The organism is Pseudoalteromonas sp. SWXJZ10B (assembly GCF_015864475.1).
GTDB classification, from domain to species: Bacteria; Pseudomonadota; Gammaproteobacteria; order Enterobacterales; family Alteromonadaceae; genus Pseudoalteromonas; species Pseudoalteromonas arctica.
This window is the reverse complement of record NZ_JADYXD010000011.1, coordinates 110,678-126,978: the sequence shown is the minus strand read 5'-3', so window position 1 is coordinate 126,978 and position 16,301 is coordinate 110,678. Positions and strand designations below refer to the sequence as shown.

Sequence of the window (16,301 nt, the reverse complement as noted above, 5' to 3'; positions counted from 1 at the left end):
CGAACTCAGTAGTGAAACGAAACAGCGCCGATGATAGTGTAGCATTTGCTATGTGAAAGTAGGACATTACCAGGCTTCAAATTGTAGAAAGCCCGAATCTAACGATTCGGGCTTTTTTACGTCTGCAGAAAAGTAAAATACGTGCAATTAATACACACTCACATCAACACCCATCACGTAGGGCGGGCGAGCGCAGCGACTCCCGACGCTAGAATCACAACAAAATCCCTCAATATCTCAGTCGGCCAATACAGTAGCATTTACTACGTGACTCTCCACCGCTGTGGGCACTATGACATTACACAAGCTTCACATTGTAGAAAGCCCGGATCTAACGGTTCGGGCTTTTTTACGTCTGCAGAAAAGTGAAATGCGCACAATTAACACACACTACATCAACACCTATCACGTAGGTCGGGCGAGCGCAGCGACTCCCGACGCTAAAATCATGAAAAATCTCCGCTCAGCAATGAATGCGCAGCATTTTCACTATGACTCTCCACCGCTGTGGGCACTATGACATTATACAAGCTTCAAATTGTAGAGAGCCAACATCTAAAAGTTCGGGCTCTTTACGTCTGCAGAAAGTAAAATGTGAACCAATAACGAACAATCAATGCCATAACATCATCGAGTAATTGCATTAAATACCTTCATGATGAAACTAAACCCGAAAGGTTCTCGTTTTTGAAAAGTGTAGTAAGGTTAAACGTAGGTGAATAGCGTACTACTTATTTAACTATCTTAATTCATATTTAATCTTTTTTACTTTCTATAAAAGCTAATTACTCTCATTTCCTTAGATAACAAATTTAATTTTGCTTTGTTACTGTCTTTGATTTAGGATCAAATCAGTTTAAAACCAAGAACTAACAGCCTGTGTATAGATTATTAATTAGCGCCATATCCATTTTATTTTGTTTTTCTGTGTCGGCAGTTGAAGTAGCTGATCTATATCAAGATATTTTAAAAGTGGATGACAAAACACGAGACACTCGATTAGCTGCGAGTCGTAAAGCTTTGCTCAATGTTTTAGTGAAAGTAAGTGGTGATGAAACTGCGGATCAAAATAAATTAGCGCAGCAACGTACTAAAGATATTTCTGATTATATGCTTAAGTTTGAATATGACGAGAGAGCAAATGGACAATTGAAACTCGTTGTTAAATTTGAAGCTCGAAAGATCAACGCGCTAATCAAAGAGTTAAACTTACCTTTATGGGGAGTACAACGCCCATTAGTCGCAATATGGTTAGGTATTGAAGACAATTGGCGCAGAGAATTAGTAACACAAGAAAGTTACCCGCAATTAGAGCAGTTAATTTATGACAAAGCAGGACGCCGTGGTCTGCCTGTCGTTGTGCCATTACTTGATTTACAAGATAGACGTTTAGTAGGTATTCCTGAGGTATGGGGTAACTTTTCAGAACCAGTAGAAGAGGCCTCTAGACGATACAGTGCTGAGCGAAGTATTACAGCAAGAATGTATAAAGAAGCGGATAGCGAAAATTGGATTTTAGATTGGCGTTTTACTAATGATGATCAATTTGATTCAAATAGATTAACGGGCGATAAGCAGCAAATAGTGAGTCAAATGATTGATACCTTAGCTCGAGGCCTTGCAAGCGAGTACGCTATTGATCCAAATGCTTATTATGAACAAGCCGCGGCCACGCTAACATTAAAAGGCACGCAAAGTTTTGTTGATGTTGAATTAGCAAAACAAAGATTATTGAACTTAAGCGTTGTTACGCAAGTTAAAATTGTTCGTAAAACACCAGAATTTGTAGAATTTAAACTAAACCACACTGGTAACCTAAGCGATCTTAAAAAAGGGTTAGGGTTAGACTCCTCATTTAAAGATTATGAGGATCCACGCGCTTTTTATCATGTTGTTGATAAAAATAGCTTAGAGTATCAATGGATAACACCATAATGCTAACTTCTGAGCCGATGCAAATGGCATTACCGGTTACCTTGCCGGATGACGAAACATTTGCATCGTACTTTGGTGGGGAAGATTCGTTAGAGGTTAACCATTTAAAAGATAGCTTTTCGAAGTTAGCTAAAAAGTTTCAGTATACTTATTTATGTGGGTTAGGTGATTCGGGTAAGTCTCACCTTTTGTATGCAACCTGCATTAAAGCACAAGAGCGTGGCTTATCTAATATGCTGCTGTCTATGCGCGAAGTAATTGACTTTGGACCTATGGTATTAGACGGTTTAGAAGCGCTTGATGTTCTATGTATTGATGACGTGCATTTAGTTGCAGGCAATGATGCATGGGAAAAAGCACTATTCAACTTTTTTAACCGGTTTAACGAACCCGGAAAAATGTTAGTAGTAACTGCCGATTTACTTCCTAGCATGCTTAATATCTCGCTGCCTGACTTAGAGTCTCGCTTAACGTGGGGAACAACCTTTCAAATTCGTTCTATGAGTGATGATGATAAAGCACAAGCACTTGTTAAGCGCGCTCATATGCGCGGCCTTGAATTAAGTGATGAGTGTGCACGCTTTTTACTAACCCGTTTAAGCCGTGATATGCGTGCTTTATTAGATGTACTCGACAAATTAGATCATGCATCTATGGCAGCACAGCGAAAATTAACTATTCCTTTTATAAAATCAACGTTAAAGCTGTAGTAGGTCTAGAATCTAGACCCTTCTTTCAGTTATCATAAGCTATTATCAGAGCGTGTTTACCTTTCCTGATTGGAATTTGTTTAACTTAAGAGTGCTTTAATCGCGTCGTGAGGACTTTAGCGTAGTATTTATATGCGAAACCCGAACAACAAAGAAAGTAGCCTCCGAGATAAACACTTCAAACTGCATGTGTTTGGTCTTTATTTAGCGTTATTGCATCACTTATGTAGGAAACTACAGTCCAATGCTTAACCTTATTTAATAACCAACCACACTGTTGTAAAGCAATCTTGAAAGGCCAACACGCTCTTAAGCAATCACCTTCTGTGAAAGGTCAGGTATCGAATGAACTTAGAAAACATATTAGCGCAAGCACTTGAGGCGGTAGCCAGTGCCAGTGAAATAGCGCAGTTAGAAGATATCAGGGTTAATTACCTTGGTAAAAAAGGCGAAATCACTAGCTTACTTAAAACGTTAGGTAAAATAGCACCTGAAGAACGTAAAGAAGCAGGCCAAGTTATAAACCAAGCTAAACAAGATGTACAAGCTGCTATCAACGAAAAGCGTGAGTTGCTAGCAAGTAAAGCACTTGAAGAAAAACTAGCTGCTGAAACTATAGATGTAACTCTACCAGGGCGTGTTATGCCTACTGGCGGTTTACACCCAGTTACGCGCACTATTGAGCGCATAGAAAGCTTTTTCGGTGAGTTAGGTTTTGAAGTTAAATCTGGTCCAGAAATCGAAGACGATTTTCATAACTTTGATGCGCTAAATATTCCAGAGCACCATCCAGCACGTGCTGATCATGATACCTTTTATTTCAATCCTAAGTTAGTACTACGTACTCAAACAAGTGGCGTGCAAATTCGTACTATGGAAACTGAGCAGCCACCACTGCGCATTATTTCACCTGGACGTGTATACCGTAACGATTACGACCAGACACATACACCTATGTTCCATCAGGTTGAAGGTTTAATGGTTGATACCGATGTTAGCTTTACTGAGCTAAAAGGTATTTTGCATGATTTTTTACGTAACTTTTTTGAAGAAGATATGGAAATTCGTTTCCGTCCTTCATTCTTCCCGTTTACAGAACCTTCGGCTGAAGTAGATGTTATGGGTAAAGACGGTAAGTGGTTAGAAGTACTAGGCTGCGGCATGGTACATCCAAATGTACTTAAGTCTGTGGGCATTGACCCAGAAAAATACACCGGCTTTGCTTTTGGTATGGGTGTAGAGCGTTTAACTATGTTGCGCTATGGCGTAAACGATTTGCGTGCATTTTTCGAAAATGACTTAAAATTCCTGAACCAGTTCCGTTAAGAGTGAAACAATAAAATGAAATTTAGTGAAAAGTGGTTAAGAGAGTGGGTTAATCCTGCTATTGATACGCAAGCTCTTTCGGAACAGCTTTCAATGGCTGGTCTAGAAGTTGATGGCGTTGAGCCTGCTGCTGCCAAATTTAATGGCGTAGTTGTAGGTGAAGTTGTTGAATGTGGACAACACCCAGATGCAGATAAACTGCGTGTTACCAAAATTAACGTAGGTGGCGATGAGCTACTTGATATCGTGTGTGGTGCACCAAATTGTCGTTTAGGTATTAAAGTTGCTGTTGCAACTGTGGGCGCTGTACTGCCTGGTGACTTTAAAATTAAAAAAGCCAAACTACGCGGCCAACCTTCAAACGGAATGCTATGTGCTTTTGTTGAGCTAGGTATTAGCGAAGAAGGCGACGGCATTATGGAATTGCCAAGCGATGCACCAGTAGGCACTGATTTACGTGACTACCTAGGTCTTGATGATAATATTATAGATGTTGATTTAACACCAAACCGTGGTGACTGCTTAGGTATAAAAGGTCTAGCACGCGAAGTAGGCGTTTTAAATAGTATTGACGTAAACGTATTAGATATTCCAGCTGTTACTCCAACAATTGATGACAAAGTATCAATTGAGCTAGTTAATGAAGATGCATGTCCTCGTTACCTTGGTCGTGTGATAAAGGGCATTAACCTTGATGCAGAAACACCACTTTGGATGGTTGAAAAATTACGTCGCAGTGGCGTACGTTCAATCGACCCAGTAGTTGATGTTACTAACTATGTATTACTTGAACTTGGTCACCCAATGCACGCGTTTGATTTAAATGCGATTGAAGGTGGTATTAAAGTACGTAGTGCAAACGCAGGTGAAGAACTTGTTTTATTAGACGGTAACACCGCTAAATTAAACGACACAACACTTGTGATAGCCGATCATAACAAAGCACTTGCAATTGCAGGTATTTTTGGTGGTGAGCAATCAGGTGTTACAGATAAAACATCTGATATATTACTTGAAAGCGCATTTTTTAATCCTGTAGCAATTGCAGGGCAAGCACGTAGCTACGGTTTACACACTGATGCTTCACACCGTTATGAACGCGGTGTTGATTTTGCTCTACAACATGATGCAATGGAACGTGCAACAGCACTTCTACTTGAGATTGTAGGTGGTCAAGCAGGCCCAGTAGTTGAAGCTGTTGCGGCTGACAAACTACCAAAAGTGACTGAAGTACGTCTTCGTCGTGCACGTTTAGACCGTGTTATTGGTCATCATATTGATGATGCTAAAGTAACAGATATTCTTATGCGTTTAGGTCTTGATGTTAAAGTAGAAAATGAAAGCTGGAGTGCGGACGTACCAAGCTACCGTTTTGATATTCGCATCGAAGAAGATTTAATTGAAGAAGTAGCACGTGTTTACGGCTACAACAGCATTCCTAATGTTGCACCAACTGCAAAACTTAAAATGACGACACATAACGAAGCAACTATTGCGCTTAGCAAGTTCCGCAATACGTTAGTGACTCGTGGTTACCAAGAAGCAATTACATATAGCTTTGTAGACCCTAAAGCACAAGCTATTTTACACCCAGAGTGTAAAGCAATGGTATTACCGCACCCTATTTCAATTGAAATGTCAGCGATGCGTGTAAGTTTAATGCCGGGTTTATTAGCGTCTGTAGCGTATAACCAAAATCGCCAACAGCCTCGTATTCGTTTATTCGAACATGGTCTTAAATTTATAAGCGACGAAAGTGCAGAAAATGGTGTTTACCAAGTACCGGTTATTGGCGGCGTTATTACGGGTCTTGTAAATGGTGAACATTGGGTTGAAGAAAAACGTAACGTTGATTTTTACGACCTAAAAGGTGATGTTGAAGCCTTACTTGCAATTACTAATGACGTTACTCGCTTTGAAATTAAAGCCGAGCAGTCAGATGGACTTCACCCTGGTCAATCAGCTGTAATATATGTTGATGGCAAAAAGGTTGGTTTTTTTGGTGCTTTACATCCTCAAGCTCAAAAGTCGTTAGATATCAACAACGCAACTTTTGTTTTTGAAATTGAAATGTCAGCAATAGAAAAAAGAAATTTACCGCAAGCAGAAGGGGTGTCTAAATTCCCTTCAAATCGCCGCGACATCGCGATTTTAGTGGCAGACAGCGTTAAATCTGGCGACATTTTAAGCGTGATCGAAAAAGTTGGCGGAAATCAATTGGTTGACCTAAACTTATTCGATGTGTATAAGGGCAAAGGTATTGAGCCAAATTATAAGAGTTTGGCGATTGCTCTAACACTGCAAGCGGTTGATAGAACACTCGAAGAGAAAGATATCAATCTAGTAGTTGATAACGTGGTGGCCGAATTGGCCGAACAGTTTAATGCATCGTTGAGGGACTAGATATGGCGCTTACTAAAGCCGACATAGCTGAACACCTATTTGAAAAGCTCGGGATCAATAAAAAAGATGCCAAAGATTTAGTTGAAGCGTTTTTTGAAGAAATCCGCTCAGCGCTAGAAAAAGGCGAGCAGGTTAAGCTCTCTGGATTTGGTAACTTTGATCTTCGAGACAAAAAAGAAAGACCAGGCCGCAACCCGAAAACAGGCGAAGATATTCCTATTTCGGCACGTCGCGTGGTGACTTTTCGACCAGGTCAAAAGCTTAAAACCCGCGTAGAAGTGGGCACAAGCAAAGCAAAATAAAAAAAGGCAGCGTAAGCTGCCTTTTTATTTGCCTGAATAACCTAGTTATTAAATTATACCAACCTGCATAAATCTTTGATCAATTTAACGAATTAAATTGCACTACAACGTCGTTAAAAACGTTTTATTTAGAACAACTAGATACAAAAATTTTTGCCTAGTTCTAGCGTAATTTCCTTAACGTTAAATAGACCCCATATATAAACAGATTGGTATTAGGTTATTTTTGCGATTATAAATTAAAACTCTCGAGGAGATACAAAATCACCTGCCATTATTTGCTGAAATGTTTGCTCTGCAAGTACATCTAGGCTGTCTAAGCTTTTACCATTCGTTATTAATTGCTGCTCAATTTCAAACACGTCAATATTTTCAATCCCCGACATTTGCGCTACTTTAGAAAATATATATGCATGCTTAAATTTATCATGTTTATAAAAAAGACTAATAAGTGATGTATACACTTCAGGATTCGGTACGTTGTCTTTTTTATTGAGTTCTAAAGTTTTATAAAGCAAATCGATGGTTTTTTCATCGTCGAACTTAATATAGTACGATGCTAAAAAAAATTGCATTTCGGCACTTTGCGTTACACTTTTGTCATTTTCTATCGCCAATAATTTAGTCAGTGCGTTTTGGTTATTATTTCGTGACCATTGGTAGTAGAGCAAACCTGGATGGTTCGTATTCTGGGTATCTTGATATAACCGAGTCATTTCTTTAATGCTCGTTAATTGACCGTCAATACGTGACGTTTTTTTAGCTTTTAACTTAATATGTTCAATTTTGGCAGCCACAGTTATACATTGGTTATAGGATTCAAAGTCTTTGAGTAATTGGTATTTATTTTCATCAGTAGGGTCTTTGTATTCTATGTAACGTTTGATAATTACATCAGAACGCTCATCCTTGCAGTGACTGTCTTTGTTTAAGTCGCTACAAAAGCCAGGTGTTTCTTTGCACACTTGTGCGAGTGTCAAGGGCTCTTCACACCCTGTCAACGTTAGCAAACCCAATAGTACACTTGCTTTTTTAAGCATCCCTTAACCCCAAATGAATATCTACCTTGTTATTCTAACGCAATCATTTAACGCCTAACAGTAGAGAATAACTTCAGATTAAATTAGAATAGCCCAGCCTGAAGTGCATTACTCTCAAAATATAGTGCATTTTTAAAGGCTATCCGTTCAAAATGATAAACTTAGGTAAATAAAATGACCTCATCTCACGAGTTAGAATACACAAATAGTTGGCAAGAGCGCCAAGATTACGCAGAAAGCATGCAACCAATCATTGGTAAACTTTACCGTAATCGTGGTATTGAAATCGCTGTATATGGCCGTCCTCTCGTAAATGCCAGTACTATAGATATTATCAAATCTCACAAAACCGTTGCTCAGTTTGAAGGCACTAAATTACGTTTGCGTGAAAGCTTCCCATTTTTAGAAGCTATCAGCAAAATGGAATTAAACTCTGCACGTATTGATATTGGTAAGCTTGCATATAGTTATTTGTTCACTGAAGCTGCAAAAGGCCGCTCAGTAGAAGAATTTGTAAAAGATGAACTTGCAGAAATAGCTGACTTACCAGCGAAAGAACCACGCGATGTTGTATTGTATGGTTTTGGTCGTATTGGTCGTTTACTAGCGCGTTTATTAATTGAAAAATCAGGTCCATATTCAGATTTACGTTTGCGCGCTATTGTTGTGCGTGGCGGTAAAGATGGTGATCTTGAAAAGCGTGCAAGCTTACTGCGTCGTGATTCAATTCACGGTCCATTCAATGGCTCAATCACTATTGATAAAGAACGTAACGCAATTAAAGCCAACGGTAGCTACATTCAGGTTATTTACGCCAACTCTCCTAGCGAAATTGATTACACTCAATACGGTATCGACAATGCATTAATTGTTGATAACACCGGTATTTGGAAAGACGAAGCGGGCCTTGGCCAGCATCTAGAGTGTAAGGGCGCTGCAAAAGTATTATTAACAGCTCCTGCAAAAGGTAATATCAAAAACATCGTATATGGTGTTAATAACAAAGATATTTTACCCGAAGATAAAATTGTTTGTGCAGCAAGCTGTACAACCAATGCAATTACACCAACGCTTAAAGCACTAAACGATAAGTTTGGTATTAATAATGGCCATGTTGAAACTGTACACTCGTACACGAACGATCAAAACCTTATTGATAACTACCACAAAGCAGAGCGCCGTGGCCGTGCCGCAGCACTTAACATGGTAATTACTGAGACAGGGGCTGCAAAAGCGGTTTCAAAAGCATTACCAGAGCTTGAAGGCAAATTAACAGGTAACGCAATCCGCGTACCTACACCTAATGTGTCGCTAGCTATTTTGAACCTTAACTTAGCAACAAGCACATCAGTTGAAGAGCTAAACGCATTTTTACGCGATACTGCACTTCATTCAGACTTACGTGACCAAATTGATTACACAGCATCAACGGAAATTGTTTCTACCGATTTAGTCGGTAGCCGTTACGCAGGTGTTGTTGATTCACAAGCAACGATTGTTGAAGATAACCGTATTGTTTTATATGTATGGTACGACAATGAGTTTGGTTACAGCTGCCAAGTAGTTCGTTGTATGCGCGATATGGCCGAAGTGTCATTCCCAAGCTTACCTCGCTAATTTATTTGCAGTGACTTAAAAGCCAGCATGTTGCTGGCTTTTTTGGTCGTGTATTATTTTTAAAGCGTATGCCTTGTGATAGGCTTTAATTAAGAAAATGCACATTCGTTTTACTATTTACAAAATAATGTCAGTTCTGTGAATTAATAAGCAGATAAACTTATTCAACCTAAAGGTTTTTTCATGAAAATCAGCAGCAATTTCGACAGTGGTAATATCAAAGTTATTGAAGCCACCGATCCTTTAAATATTCAATTAGAAATTAATAAAGATCACCAGTCTGAATTTTATCAGTGGTTTCACTTTCGTCTTGAAACAACACCTTACCAATTGCATAAGTTAAATATTAATGAGCTTGATAAATCAGCTTACCCAGATGGTTGGGAAGGGTATCAAGCCGTTGCATCATATGACCGTCAAACATGGTTTCGTGTACCATCAAACTATGAAAATGGCACATTAAGCTTTGAAATTGAACCAGAGTGCGGCAGCGTATATTTTGCTTACTTTGCACCATACAGTTACGACCGTCATTTAGATTTATTGTCTTGGGCACAAAGCCAAGGCGCTTGCCAACTAATAACGCTCGGTGAAACACTAGATGGCCGCGATATGAGTGTGCTTAAAATTGGTGAGCCAAGTGAAGATAAGAAAAACATCTGGATCACAGCACGTCAACATCCAGGTGAAACAATGGCGCAGTGGTATGTAGAAGGGCTATTGCACAAATTACTTGATGACGAAGACCCACATGCAGCTGCACTATTATCTAAAGCAGTATTTTACGTTGTACCAAATATGAACCCTGACGGCAGCGCACGCGGACATCTGCGTACTAATGCTAAAGGTGTTAACTTAAATCGTGAATGGCAAACACCAAGCATGGAAAATAGCCCTGAAGTTTACTTAGTACTTAATAAAATGCGTGAAGCTGGCCTAGATATGCACCTTGATATACACGGTGATGAAGCTATCCCGTATAACTTTATTGCAGGCAGTGAAGGTATTCCAAGTTACGATGCACGCCTTAAAGGCCTAGAAGATAGCTTTAAAGCAGCGCTTTTAACTATTACTCCAGAGTTTCAAGATGAACATGGCTATCCAAAAGATGAGCCCGGCCAAGCTAACCTTACAGTAGGCTCATCAGCTACAGCTGAAGAATTTAAAGCATTAACGTACACAATTGAAATGCCATTTAAAGATAACAACGATTTACCAGATCCAGATTACGGCTGGTCTGACCGTCGTTCATATCAGTTTGGTCAAGATACATTAGCGGCTATTGTTAATGTTGTTGATAATTTAAGATAAAACGTTTATTTGAAGGGTATCAATAGTTTTGATGCCCTTTTTACTTTTAGTAAACCCCCTTTTACAAAAAATAATAATCATATAGCAACTTCATTTCAAAACGTTTTTAACGTTTCTTCGCGGCGTATCATCACCGTATCGGTACAAATCAATCTACTTTCATTTAAATACAACTGACGTGGTGCATTACAATAGCTACGTAATTAGATATTTTGAAAATTAAGTGTTAACAAGGTTGGGGTACTTAAGTTAAGATTAATTAAATAATGAGTCGGGACGGGAAAGGTAAAACCTTATTTCGTGAAACTTATGTTGCGTAGTAGCTAAAGCTGAGTCTCGTAATTAAAAATAATAAATATAACTATAGAGGATATCCATGGAAGCTTTTGTAAGCGCTGTTAATGATGTTGTTTGGAGTAATGCACTCATCTATTTATGCCTAGGCGCAGGCTTGTTTTATTCAGTGTTAACTCGATTTGCTCAAGTTAGACATTTTAAAGAAATGTGTAAACTATTATTTAGTCCTAACACGTCAGATAAAGGTATCTCATCTTTTCAAGCCCTTGCAGTATCGTTATCTGGACGAGTAGGTGTAGGTAATATCGCAGGTGTTGCAGCAGCTATCGGTTTTGGTGGTCCAGGTGCTATTTTTTGGATGTGGGTTGTTGCTTTTCTAGGAGCAAGTACCGCATACGCAGAATCTACTTTAGGCCAAATTTATAAAACAGAAGAAAACGGGCAATATCGTGGCGGGCCAGCATATTATTTTGACCGTTGTTTAGGGCAAAAATGGTTAGCTGTTTTATTTGCTGTTTCGGCAATTATTGCCTGTGGTGTTTTTCTGCCAGGCGTACAAGCAAATGCGGTAGGTAATGCGTTTACCCAAGTGTTTGGCGATGGCAATATGGTCACTACTAGCTTTGGTGACGTAGGTAGCTTTAAGTTAGTTGCACTGGCAATTATACTTATTGTTTTAGCATTTATTATTTTTGGCGGTATAAAGCGTATTGCGAATTTTACGCAAATAGTAGTGCCATTTATGGCGCTTGGTTACATAGTATTGGCACTAATCGTTGTATTTTTAAACTTAGATAAAGTGGGCGATATATTTTATCTAATTATTAGTGATGCATTTACTGCGCAGGCCGGTTTTGGTGCTGCTATTGGTTGGGGCGTCAAACGTGGTATATATTCTAATGAAGCAGGCCAAGGTACTGGGCCTCATGCAGCAGCTGCTGCAGAAGTAGACCATCCTGCTCAACAGGGGTTAGTACAAGCTTTCTCTGTTTATGTTGATACCATCTTTGTGTGTACAGCAACAGCGTTGATGATTTTAATAACGCAGCAATACAATGTTGTGGGTGAGTTACCAGCAGGGCAGTTTATTGTACAAAATGTCGATGCAGCCACTGAAGTAGGCTCAGCAGCCTTTACTCAAATGGCTTTATTTAGTGTATTTGGCAGTTTTGGACAAGCATTTGTGGGTATTGCATTGTTCTTCTTTGCCTTTACTACAATACTTGCTTATTACTTTATTGCAGAAACTAATATTGCTTACTTAAATCGTTACTTTAAAGGCAGTATCCCGCTTGTTATCGTGAAATTTGTGATTATGTTTATGGTTGCATACGGCATGGTCAACAATTCAGGTTATATTTGGACTATTGGTGATATTGGCGTTGGCTTAATGGCTTGGATTAACATATTAGGTATTTTAGCTATTTTCTTCGTAGCTAAGCCTGCTTTATTATGTTTAAGTGATTATGAAGAACAGAAGAAAAAGGGCGGAAAAATCATATTTGACCCAGTTAAATTGGGTATTAAAAATGCCACTTTTTGGGAAAAACGCCTAGCAAAACAGTCAAAAGACGCTGAGTAATTAAACTTAGTGAGTAACTTGGATGTTTATCGTTTCTAAATCACTTATTGGTTTAAATTCAAAAAAGACAACGAGAAATAAAACAAGTACAATAAAGGCGCCGAAAGGCGCTTTTTTTATGCGTAGTATGGAGAGAAGTATGGCGATTATTCGTTGCCCAAAATGTGCAAAATCAATTTCAGATAAACATAAACAATGTCCGCATTGCGAAAGTAACATTGCAGAGCTAAACGACGAGCAAGTTTTACAGCTCCAACGCGAACAGCGAATTAAAAAAAAGCAGATGTTTCTAAATCACTCCTTTTTGGCGCTTATCTTATTTTTAGGTGGTTTTTTCTGTTTGTACTTTTTACAACCGCAAGAAGAAACGCTTCAGTGGTATGCTTATACTGCCGCAATTGGCGTAGGTTGTATTTGGTATATTATAAACCGTATTATTTTAGTGACTCTAAAAAAGAAAAAATGACATGAATATCGACAATCTTGTACAAAATATTACTCCCGAATTATTCGAACGCTTGCAATACGGTGCTTCTACTGGCAAATGGCCAGACGGCACCGTTTTATCAGATGAGCAAAAGCAACAAACAGTGCAGTTGGTTATGTTGTATCAAGCAAAGGTGGCTCAATCTAATGAGCAATTTACGATTGGTGCTAATGGTGAAATGATCCAAAAGACAAAAGCTCAACTACAAAAAGAATTCAAATCAGACAACGAAATAGCTAGGTTTAGTGAACATGATCTTTAAGCACCTTTTTACACCGAAGTGGAAACACCCTAAGCAACAAGTACGTCTTGATGCTATCGAAAAATTAGACATTGAACGTGATGCAACCATATTAAACACGTTAGCACTTGAAGATAGCTCAGCTGAAATACGCCGCAAAGCACTACAAAAAGTAAACGATTTACCACTTTGGTGGAAAGCGTATAAACAAGATCAGGCATTAAAAGATATAGCAGAGCTGCAAATATCAAATGCTGTTTTAAATAGCGAAAGTGCACTAACACCGCAAATTAAAAATGAATATATTGAGCGCTTTGCGCCAGTAAAAACACTAGAAAAGTTAGCGTTTGCAGAAAAAGAGCTGCAAGTACGCGTTAAATTATTAAAACGTTTAGCAAATCCAAAACTAGTAGAAAAAGCATTTAAAGAAGGTAGCGAAGAGCTACAAACTCAATTAGTTGAACTTGTTATTACTCATCAATTAATTAAGCCATTAGTAAAACATGCGAAGGGTGGAGCAAAAGCAGCACTTGAAACGCATATTGAAAATGAACGTCTAGCAATAGAAAAGCCACTTGAAGTAGAGGGTGCAACACGTATTATTTTAGCGAAGTTAAATGCCTTGCGTGAAAAAACAGACTTTGGTGTTGTTAATCCACAAGCAGGCGAGCTAATGGCTCAATGGCAAGCACTTGAGCTTAAATGGTTAAGTGATGACCGTGTTAAGTTGCTTGATGAAAAATATACTTCGATTACCACTAAGTTAAATGCACACATTGAACAGCTACAAGCGGTACACGATAAAGAGCAGCAACAATTAGCGCAACAACAGCGCCAATTATTAGCACTTGCAACGCTTGAAGCGTTAAGCGAAGAAATTGAAAATGCCTTACAACTTGGTCTTGAAACACCAGAGCAAATTCAACAAGATTGGCTTGATGCAAAAGTAGCGCAAGCTAAGCACGCTATTAGCGAAACAGAGCTTGCTAATAACACGCAATCAAAACTTGCTGTAAGTAAGTTAGAAAAGTTATTTACTCAAGTTGCTAAGCTACCTGAGCTAACAGCTGCTATTAAAGAGTACAAGCTCGCTTTTACAGCATTGTGTGAAATTAAACCAGCAGAAGACTTAACGCAGTACGATGCTACTTTAACTGAGTTTAACAATGGCTTTAAAGCAGCGCGTAATCATTTAAATATTTTAGATGGTGCACTGCAAAGTACGTTTAAAACACAGTTAAACGCCCATAAAAAGCAATTTTTAGCACCAATGAATGAGCTAGTTAAGCCGCTTGAAAAAAACCAAAGCCAAGCAAAACGCAAAGCACGTGATGTTAAACGCCTAATTGAAGAAGGCCGTTTTAACGTTGCTTTTGGCGTATTTAAAGGGTTTGAAGAATTATTTAATACCCTTACTGAACAATACCAACAGCCGCTTGTAAACATAAAAGCAGAGCTTGAAGCGCAACTTGCAGATGCTAAAGATTGGCAAAAATACGCTGCTGCACCAAAGCGTGAAGCCTTATTAGAAGAAGTAAGCGCATTAGTAAGCGAAGAGTGTACAGACCCACAACAACGTGCTGAGCAGGTAAAAGCGTTACGTAAACGTTGGAATGAGTTAGGTCGTTTAGATACAGACGAAGAGAAGCAACAAGGCATTCAGTTTGATGAAAAAATCGAGCTGTTATTTGCACCTTGTCGTAGTTACTTCGCAGAGCAAGAAGTACAACGCGAAGCCTCAAAAGCACAACGCGAAAGTATTATTAGCGATATGCATGCACTTCATTTACAGCCTACTGCTGAGGATGATTTTGATTGGAAGCAATATGAAAGCCAATACAATCGTTTGAACAAAGCTTGGCGCAGTGTAGGTAAAGTTGATCCTAAAACATACCGTACATTAAATGATCGTTATAAAAATGAGCAACAGCAAGTACTGGCTTTATTAAACGCATTTCATAAAAGTAATGCTGCACTTAAAAATGAGTTAGTAGAAAAAGCAGAGCAGTTGTCACAAAGTGATGATTTAGCCGCTGCATGCCAAGAGTTGAAGCAAATGCAGCAACAATGGCAAACCATTGGTTTTGCAGGTTTGAAAGCTGAAAATGCGTTATGGCAAAAATTTCGTCAATTTAACGATGAAACATTTACTAAGCGTAGTAGTGAGTTTGAACAGCAAAAACTTGAGCAAAACGAGTCAGATAAGCAAGCCGTTGCAGAACTTGCTGAGCTTGAAGCAGCACTTAGCGATGTAAATCAAAGAGCACAGTTGCACGACCTAGAAACAAAAGTGAAAGGGTATGCACAGTTTAGATCGTTAGCACCAAAAGTGACTAAGCTACTAGCGGCCATTGAAGATAAACTTGCATTGCTTACAAGCAAATCAGAGCAAGCTAATTTAGATGCACTAATTACAGCACTTGAGAACAATGAAGCGTTACCAAGTCAGTACCAAGCACCGCTTAAAACAACATTAAATACTGAACAGCTTATTACGCGCATGGAAATACTAGCGAACGTAAGCTCAACTGATAAGTCACTTAGAATGGCAGAACAAGTAGCCATGCTAGATGACAAGCATCGTGGTGAACATGCTGATTTAAATTATTATTTAAAACAGTTACTAGCGCTCAGTGGCGGTTCAGTTGAACCTGACACACTAATGCGACTTAAAGCGATACTTGCAGCTTAATACACTAGGGCGTGTTGATCTTTCGTGGTTGAATTTGCAGCAGACTGTTTGGTATTTAGGTAAGGCAGAGTCTATGTAGTGTGGTTATTCCCCATAAATAGGCGATAACGCAGCATAAATGCCAAACATGCGCTGCCCTTTGGGTTCTCTCTAGGGACGATTAACTCTTTGTTGCTCGGTTTTGACTTAGCCCGCTAGGTTACAAATCTCACGCCGCGATTAAATCGACCCTAGATTGAACAAATTTCAATCCACAAAGGTCAACACGCCCTAGAACCAGCGTAATATATGCTGGTTAGTATTTTAATAAGCCGCTTTAATAGCGGCTTTTTTATAAGCATCATTACTTCATTATAAA

At 38.9% G+C, this 16,301-nt stretch carries 12 protein-coding genes; 11 read left to right on the top strand and 1 reads right to left on the bottom strand.

The window, feature by feature from the left end; all coding sequences use genetic code 11:
- Positions 1-879 precede the first annotated feature (879 nt).
- The 5 genes from I6F54_RS12075 (at position 880) to ihfA (ending at position 6,676) form a co-directional block, all read left to right on the top strand.
- Positions 880-1,935, top strand: coding sequence for a DUF2066 domain-containing protein (locus I6F54_RS12075; protein WP_024593071.1), 1,056 nt, complete (start codon positions 880-882; stop codon positions 1,933-1,935).
- Complete coding sequence (gene hda / locus I6F54_RS12070; RefSeq protein WP_007580342.1) at positions 1,935-2,645, top strand: DnaA regulatory inactivator Hda; 711 nt, start codon at positions 1,935-1,937, stop codon at positions 2,643-2,645. The genes I6F54_RS12075 and hda overlap by 1 nt, the downstream gene beginning before the upstream one ends.
- A 345-nt stretch (positions 2,646-2,990) precedes the next feature.
- The gene (pheS, locus tag I6F54_RS12065; RefSeq protein WP_002960692.1) at positions 2,991-3,971 is read left to right on the top strand and encodes a phenylalanine--tRNA ligase subunit alpha; all 981 of its coding nucleotides are present in this window, start codon (positions 2,991-2,993) and stop codon (positions 3,969-3,971) included.
- 15 nt (positions 3,972-3,986) lie between these two features.
- Positions 3,987-6,374 (top strand): phenylalanine--tRNA ligase subunit beta, encoded by a 2,388-nt coding sequence (gene pheT / locus I6F54_RS12060; RefSeq protein WP_024593070.1) that lies wholly within the window; start codon positions 3,987-3,989, stop codon positions 6,372-6,374.
- A gap of 2 nt (positions 6,375-6,376) precedes the next feature.
- Positions 6,377-6,676 carry an integration host factor subunit alpha gene (ihfA, locus tag I6F54_RS12055; protein ID WP_002960690.1) on the top strand — a complete coding sequence of 100 codons (300 nt, stop codon included), beginning with the start codon at positions 6,377-6,379 and terminating at the stop codon, positions 6,674-6,676.
- Between the two features lie 239 nt (positions 6,677-6,915).
- On the opposite strand, the gene I6F54_RS12050 is transcribed toward ihfA, so the two are convergent.
- On the bottom strand, positions 6,916-7,716 hold the full coding sequence (locus I6F54_RS12050) for a DUF2989 domain-containing protein (RefSeq protein WP_024593069.1): 801 nt from the start codon (positions 7,714-7,716) through the stop codon (positions 6,916-6,918).
- Positions 7,717-7,890: 174 nt separating this feature from the next.
- On the opposite strand from I6F54_RS12050, the gene I6F54_RS12045 reads away from it, so the two are divergent.
- The 6 genes from I6F54_RS12045 (at position 7,891) to I6F54_RS12020 (ending at position 15,943) form a co-directional block, all read left to right on the top strand.
- Positions 7,891-9,333 carry a glyceraldehyde-3-phosphate dehydrogenase gene (locus tag I6F54_RS12045; protein WP_007580346.1) on the top strand — a complete coding sequence of 481 codons (1,443 nt, stop codon included), beginning with the start codon at positions 7,891-7,893 and terminating at the stop codon, positions 9,331-9,333.
- A gap of 183 nt (positions 9,334-9,516) precedes the next feature.
- Positions 9,517-10,644, top strand: coding sequence for a M14 family metallopeptidase (locus tag I6F54_RS12040; protein ID WP_197141536.1), 1,128 nt, complete (start codon positions 9,517-9,519; stop codon positions 10,642-10,644).
- A gap of 376 nt (positions 10,645-11,020) precedes the next feature.
- Entirely contained in the window at positions 11,021-12,523 is a 1,503-nt protein-coding gene (locus tag I6F54_RS12035; RefSeq protein ID WP_197119429.1) for an alanine/glycine:cation symporter family protein, read from the top strand.
- A gap of 139 nt (positions 12,524-12,662) precedes the next feature.
- Positions 12,663-12,989: a hypothetical protein gene (locus I6F54_RS12030; RefSeq protein ID WP_024593065.1), complete on the top strand. Its 327-nt coding sequence runs from the start codon at positions 12,663-12,665 to the stop codon at positions 12,987-12,989.
- A gap of 1 nt (position 12,990) precedes the next feature.
- The gene (locus I6F54_RS12025; RefSeq protein ID WP_007378333.1) at positions 12,991-13,272 is read left to right on the top strand and encodes a YeaC family protein; all 282 of its coding nucleotides are present in this window, start codon (positions 12,991-12,993) and stop codon (positions 13,270-13,272) included.
- Positions 13,262-15,943 carry a DUF349 domain-containing protein gene (locus I6F54_RS12020; RefSeq protein ID WP_197141534.1) on the top strand — a complete coding sequence of 894 codons (2,682 nt, stop codon included), beginning with the start codon at positions 13,262-13,264 and terminating at the stop codon, positions 15,941-15,943. The genes I6F54_RS12025 and I6F54_RS12020 overlap by 11 nt, the downstream gene beginning before the upstream one ends.
- The last annotated feature ends 358 nt before the right edge of the window (positions 15,944-16,301 follow it).